The sequence below is a fragment of the Mesorhizobium sp. M1E.F.Ca.ET.063.01.1.1 genome (assembly GCF_003998155.1).
In the GTDB taxonomy this organism is placed as follows: Bacteria; Pseudomonadota; Alphaproteobacteria; order Rhizobiales; family Rhizobiaceae; genus Mesorhizobium.
This window is the reverse complement of sequence record NZ_RZSC01000343.1, coordinates 1-6,087: the sequence shown is the minus strand read 5'-3', so window position 1 is coordinate 6,087 and position 6,087 is coordinate 1. Positions and strand designations below refer to the sequence as shown.

The following is a 6,087-nucleotide window of genomic DNA, read 5'->3' as shown; positions in this document are numbered from 1 at the left end:
ACATATCGCGCCATGGGAGTCATCGCTTAACGCGGCCTGATTGATTCCGCCAGAGAAAAAACCGCCGCGAAGGCTTTTTCCCAAAATGGCGCCGATGCCCGCGAGGGGCTTTGCGAAGCATGTCGCCCAAAAGTGCTAGGCGGTTTTGGGAGAACGACATGCGTCAAAACGAAGACTCAAAACGAAAGGGCCGGCGGTGCCGGCCCTTTCGGCAGTATGATTCAAAGCGTCAGATGACAACGCCTGGTTGTTATATGATAACAACCTTGGTGCCGATCTTGACGCGGCTGTAGAGATCCATGACGTGCTCGTTGATCATGCGGAAGCAGCCGTTGGAGGCGCTGGTTCCGATCGACTGCGGCGCAATGGTGCCGTGAATGCGCAGATGCGTGTCCTTCCTGCCGTCATAGAGATAGATGGCGCGCGCGCCGAGGGGGTTCTCGCCGCCGCCGGGCATGCCGTCCTTATACTGACCGTAGTGTTTCGGCTCACGCTTCTGCATGTCGAGCGTCGGGATCCAGCGCGGCCATTCCTGCTTGTCGCCGACGGCCACCGTGCCCTTGAACTGCAGGCCTTCGCGGCCGACCGCGATGGCATAGCGGCGTGCGGTGGAAAACGATTCGACGAGGTAGAGGCGGCGCGCGCTGGTGTCGATGACGATCGTGCCCGGCTCATAGCCGGTGAACGTGACGTCCTGCGGCACGAACTCCGGCTTCACCTTGAACGGCCGCTTGGCGTCTTTCCTGGCGAGCGCCGAATCGAGCGCGCGGGTCTCGGGAAGATAGCTGATCGAGGACACCGACTGGCCGCCGAACAGGCCGGCGAACAGCCCGCCGCTGCTGGCCTGCTTCTGTCCCGGCTGCTCGCTGCGCAGCTCGCCGTTGTTGCCGGTGGCCGCGATGTTCATGGCTTCATCCGAGATTGGTTCGTCGGTCTGGATCGGCGCAATCGGGGTCAGAGATTCCAGCGGTGCGATGATCTTGGTGGTCTTCTTCACCGGCTTTGCATCGGCCACTTCCGTTGATGCTGCCGAACCCTTCTTGGCCAGCCATTCCTGACGCGCCGCGTCGGCTTTGGCCTTGGCCGCCTCGCGCATCGCCATCTTGCGGGCTTCGAGTGCCTTTTCCTTGGCCGCTTCCTTGTCAGCGGCGATCTTGGACTCGAGCTTGCCGATCTGGGCGAGGTCGTCCGAGGTTGGATTTTTCTTCTTTTTGAGAAGCTTCAGCTGCGATGCGTCGCTCTTGGCTGCGACGTTGATGGCGTCGGTTTTCTCGACCGACGGCGAAGCGGCCAGGTTTGCCGGCGAGGCAAAGGCTGCTGAACCCATGCCGAATACGGCACAGAATCCCAAAAGAATGAAGCTGCGAAGCTGCATGGCGAAGATCCGATCGTTCAATGCTTGTTGCCCACGGCGTCGCCCGGCGCCCCCCAAGGACGCCGAAAGTGCCGCGCGCAATCTATAGTCGATTAGCGGTGGGCCGCTCAAGCTGAGCGACAGGTTACGCCCGGTTGAATCTTCGTGATCAAGCGGCATTTGCCGCGACTGTGTTCAAACAACAACAGAATCGCGGCGGCAATGCTTGGCCGGCTACTGGTTCGGAACCTGCGGGGTGACCGGCAAGGTGACGCCATTCGCGGCCGGCGGCGTGGCCGGATTCGCGGGCGCCGGCGTGACGGGCGCAGTGGCCGGAGCTGTCGTCGCGGCGCCGTTCGAAAGCGGAGTCGTGGTCATCGTGCCGCCCGACGGAGCCGCGGGCGCAGTGCCGCCCACCGGACCGTTCGCGCCCGGCAGTTGATTAAGCACGCCCGACGCCGGAGCGCGATTGAGGATGTCGGTCGGCTTCTCGCCGTAGCGGGCGAGGATGGACAGGGCGAGCGAGGTCACGAAAAAGGCCGCGGCCAGGATTGCCGTCGCGCGGGTAAGCGCATTGGCGGCGCCCCGCGCCGTCATGAAACCGGAACCGCCGCCAATGCCGAGACCGCCGCCTTCGGAGCGCTGCAGCAGCACCACTCCGACAAGGGCGAGCACGACCATGAGGTGGATGACGATCAGTACGGTTTCCATAATTTATCCTGGCGAGGCCTTGCGCGGCCGCGCATACGACCGGTGATTTGGAGGCGGCTCCTTACAATGCTTTGGCGGCATTTCCAAGCCCGTGGCCGGGAATATGGGGAGCAATCCGGCCGTTGCAACGATTTGGGCCGCCTCCCCGCCGTTCCGATAAGCGCCCGCGGCTACGACATGTGCATATAGGCTTCCGCAATGGCGAGGAAGTCCGCCGCCTTGAGGCTCGCGCCCCCGACCAGCGCGCCATCGACATTCTCGACGCCAAGCAGTTCCACCGCATTGGAAGGCTTGACCGAACCGCCGTAGAGAATGCGCATCCTGGCCGCGGCGTCACCGAGCAGGGCGGTCAGCTTGCCGCGGATATGCGCATGCGCCTCGGCAACGTCGGCGGCGGTCGGCGTCAGGCCGGTGCCGATCGCCCAAACGGGCTCATAGGCGATGATCGTATTGGCGGAGGTGGCGCTCGGCGGTACCGAACCGTCGAGCAGGCGCGACGCTCGATATCTTGTCGCGCCTGCCTCGCGTTCGGCGCGCGTCTCGCCGATGCATACGACGGCCACCAACCCTGCCCGCCAGGCGGCCGACGCCTTGGCATGGACGATCGCATCGTCGTCGCCGCATTGTTCGCGCCGTTCGGAATGGCCGACGATCACGTGACTCGCGCCGGCATCCTTCAGCATCTCGGCCGATATCTGGCCGGTGTAGGCGCCGCTCTCCTTGGGATGGCAGTCCTCGCCGCCGGCGCGGACCGGCGTGCGCGAAAGGATCTCGGCGGCCTGGTGAAGCAGGGTCGCCGGCACGCAGACCAAGGCCTCGGTCTCCGCATCCAGCCCGCTCATGAAGCCATTGCCGATCATCCTCAACTCGTTGAGCGAGGCGCTGGTGCCGTTCATTTTCCAGTTGCCGGCGACGAGCGGACGGATTCCAGGGGTCATGGGGTCGGTTCTCCAGGCGACATAAGGCTGCGCCCTCACTACCAAAATCAGGCCACAAAGCAATCGACAGTGGGCCGGAAGGGCGCTATTGCGCTTGTTTCAGACTCGGGCGCGCGCGAAAATGCGCAAAAATCGGAAGTAAGCATGCTTGGTTTATTGAGAAGCGCGGCGGGCACCTGGGTCGCGAAGGCGTTGTTGTCCCTGCTGGTGGTCAGCTTTGCCGTCTGGGGCATTTCCGGGCGCCTGTCGGGAAGCTTGGCTGGCCATCATTCGGTGATCACCGCCGGCGGCACCACGGTCTCGATCAACGAGTACCGCCTCGCCTACGATCGCCAGATCAACCTCTTGTCGCAGCAATATGGCCAGCGCATCACGCATGAGCAGGCCAAGCTCCTCGGCATCGACAACCAGGTGCTGGCGCAGCTCGTTTCAGGCGCCGTGCTTGACGAGCAGGCCCGCAAGCTCGGGCTAGGCTTCTCCAAGGACAGCTTGGCCGAGTTGACGCACCAGGAACCGGCTTTCAGGGGCCCAAGCGGCCAGTTCGATCTGCGGGTGTTTGAGGCCAGGCTTCGCGATCTCGGCATGCGACCTGAAGACTATCTCAGGAATCGCTCCCAGGTGGCCAAGCGCCAGCAGATCGTCGAGGCGGTTTCTGACGGCCTCAAGGCGCCGCAGACCTTCCTCAAGGCGGTCGCGCTCTATCGCGGCGAGGACCGCACGATCGACTATCTCGTCCTGCCGAAGACGCTGGTGCAGCCGATCGATGCGCCGTCCGACAGCGCGCTGAAAACCTATTTCGAGACCAACAAGAAGAACTACGCAGCGCCGGAATACCGCAAGTTCTCCTATATCCGGCTTGAGCCGCAGGACATCATGGACCCGACGGCGGTGACCGACAGCCAAGTCGCCGACGACTACAACAAGAACAAGGCGCGCTATACCACGCCTGAAATGCGCACCATCGAACAGTTGGTGTTCAAGACCCCGGACGCGGCCAAAGCCGCATATGACTCGCTGAAAGCCGGCGCCACCTTCGACAAGATCGTCACCGCCGAGGGCAAGACCCAGGCCGACACACTGCTCGGCACGCTGGCCAAGGACAAGATCGCCGACAAGGCGGTGGCCGACGCGGCCTTCTCGCTCAATGCCAACGAGGTCAGTCCGGTGGTTCAGGGCACCTTCGGCCCGGTGCTGCTGCGCGTCACCGAAATCAAGCCGCAGGTGGTGAAACCGCTTTCGGAGGCGTCCGACCAGATCCGCAAGGACCTGGCGCTCGGCGAGGCGAGCCGCATCCTGCTCGACGTGCATGACAGCTACGAGGACACCCGCGCCTCGGGCGCCTCGCTTGCCCAGGCCGCCGACAAGCTGAAGCTGAAGATCGTCACCATCGACGCCATCGACCGGACCGGCCAGCGGCCGGATGGCACGATCGTCAACGACCTGCCGCAATCTGCGGATCTCATCAAGGCGGTCTTCGAGGCCGAGCCGAATACGGAAAATGAAGGCCTGACCACCGCCGACAACGGCTTCGTGTTCTACGAAGTCCAGTCGATCACCCCGGCACGCGACCGCACGCTGGATGAAGTCCGCCAGAAGGTCGCGGCCGACTGGACGGGTGCCGAGACCGACAAGCGGCTCGACGCGAAGGCGCAGGATCTGGAAAAGCGCCTGAAGGCCGGCACGACGCTCGATGTCATCGCAGGCGAGCTCAAGCTCGAGAAGCAGACCAAGCGCGGCCTGAAGCGCGAGGCCGACGACGCCGATTTCGGCAAGGAAGGCGCCGCGGCCATGTTCGGCGTCGGCGAAGGCGGCACGGGTCTGATCCCCTCGCCTACCGGCGATGGCCAGATCCTGTTCAAGGTTGCCGAAGTCTTCGAGCCGGCTGGCGCCGATGGCAGCTCGGTTCCGGACGATGCGCAGAAATCCTTCAGTGCCGGCATGTCCGACGACCTGCTCGACCAGCTGGTGGCACAGCTGCAGTCGCAGTATGACGTTCGCATCGATCCGGCCGCCGTTTCCCAAGCACAGACCCGATGAGCGCTTTGAAGACACACATAGCCAAGGTTGCCACCGGCGCCCCGCTCTCCTTCGAGGAAGCGCGCGAGGCTTTCGATATCATCATGTCGGGCGACGCCACCCCCGGCCAGATCGGCGGCTTCCTGATGGCGCTGCGCGTGCGCGGCGAGACGGTGAGCGAAATCTCCGGCGCGGTCGCCACGATGCGTGCCAAGATGCTGCGCGTCGAAGCGCCGGATGGCGCGATCGACATCGTCGGCACAGGCGGCGACAATTCGCACAGCGTCAACATCTCGACCGCTTCGGCATTCGTCATCGCGGCGGCCGGCGTTCCGGTCGCCAAGCATGGCAATCGCGGCCTGTCCTCGCTGACCGGTTCCGCCGATGTGCTCACGGCGCTCGGCGTCAAGATCGACATCTCGCCGGAGACGATCGGCCGTTGCATCCATGAGGCCGGCGTCGGCTTCATGTTCGCGCCGGCGCATCATCCGGCGATGAAGCATGTCGGCCCGACCAGGGTCGAACTCGGCACGCGCACCATCTTCAACCTGCTGGGACCGCTGTCCAACCCGGCCGGTGTCAGCCGTCAGATGGTCGGCGTTTTCCTGCCGGAGTGGATCTTGCCCGTCGCCGAGACGCTGAAGGCGCTTGGCGCCGATCACGCCTGGGTCGTGCACGGTGACGGTTACGACGAGATCACCACCACCGGCGAAACGCAGGTGGCCGAGCTTGCCGGCGGCGAAATCCGCACCTTCACCCTCACCCCCGAGGCAGTGGGGCTGAAGCGGCACACCAAGGAAGAGTTGCGCGGCGGCGACGCGGCCTATAATGCCAAGGCGCTGCGCGATATGCTGGGCGGCGCTGCCGGCGCCTATCGCGACACCGTACTGATGAATGCCGGCGCGGGGCTGGTGGTGGCCGGCAAGGCGACGACGCTCGCCGATGGCATCGCGGCCGCTGCGCAGGCAATCGACAGCGGCCGGGCGCTTGCGGTGCTCGACAAGCTCATCGAGATTTCGAACGGTTAGAACCTTGTCCGATATCCTGCGCAAGATCGAAGCCTATAAG

5 protein-coding genes are annotated in these 6,087 nt (G+C 64.2%); 2 read left to right on the top strand and 3 right to left on the bottom strand.

Features of this window, described 5'->3' with window-relative positions; all coding sequences use genetic code 11:
- Positions 1-250: 250 nt before the first annotated feature.
- The 3 genes from EOA29_RS21880 to tpiA all read right to left on the bottom strand — a co-directional run bounded on the left by EOA29_RS21880 (position 251) and on the right by tpiA (position 3,003).
- Positions 251-1,375: a L,D-transpeptidase gene (locus EOA29_RS21880; protein WP_126093906.1), complete on the bottom strand. Its 1,125-nt coding sequence runs from the start codon at positions 1,373-1,375 to the stop codon at positions 251-253.
- A 213-nt stretch (positions 1,376-1,588) separates the two neighbouring features.
- Complete coding sequence (secG, locus tag EOA29_RS21875; RefSeq protein ID WP_127221484.1) at positions 1,589-2,065, bottom strand: preprotein translocase subunit SecG; 477 nt, start codon at positions 2,063-2,065, stop codon at positions 1,589-1,591.
- A gap of 170 nt (positions 2,066-2,235) precedes the next feature.
- Entirely contained in the window at positions 2,236-3,003 is a 768-nt protein-coding gene (gene tpiA, locus EOA29_RS21870) for a triose-phosphate isomerase (protein ID WP_127221482.1), read from the bottom strand.
- A gap of 144 nt (positions 3,004-3,147) precedes the next feature.
- Here tpiA and EOA29_RS21865 point away from each other — a divergent pair, with 144 nt between their 5' ends.
- Both EOA29_RS21865 and trpD read left to right on the top strand, forming a co-directional pair.
- Positions 3,148-5,040: a peptidyl-prolyl cis-trans isomerase gene (locus EOA29_RS21865; RefSeq protein WP_126093903.1), complete on the top strand. Its 1,893-nt coding sequence runs from the start codon at positions 3,148-3,150 to the stop codon at positions 5,038-5,040.
- Positions 5,037-6,047: an anthranilate phosphoribosyltransferase gene (gene trpD / locus EOA29_RS21860; RefSeq protein WP_126093902.1), complete on the top strand. Its 1,011-nt coding sequence runs from the start codon at positions 5,037-5,039 to the stop codon at positions 6,045-6,047. The genes EOA29_RS21865 and trpD overlap by 4 nt, the downstream gene beginning before the upstream one ends.
- Positions 6,048-6,087 lie beyond the last annotated feature (40 nt).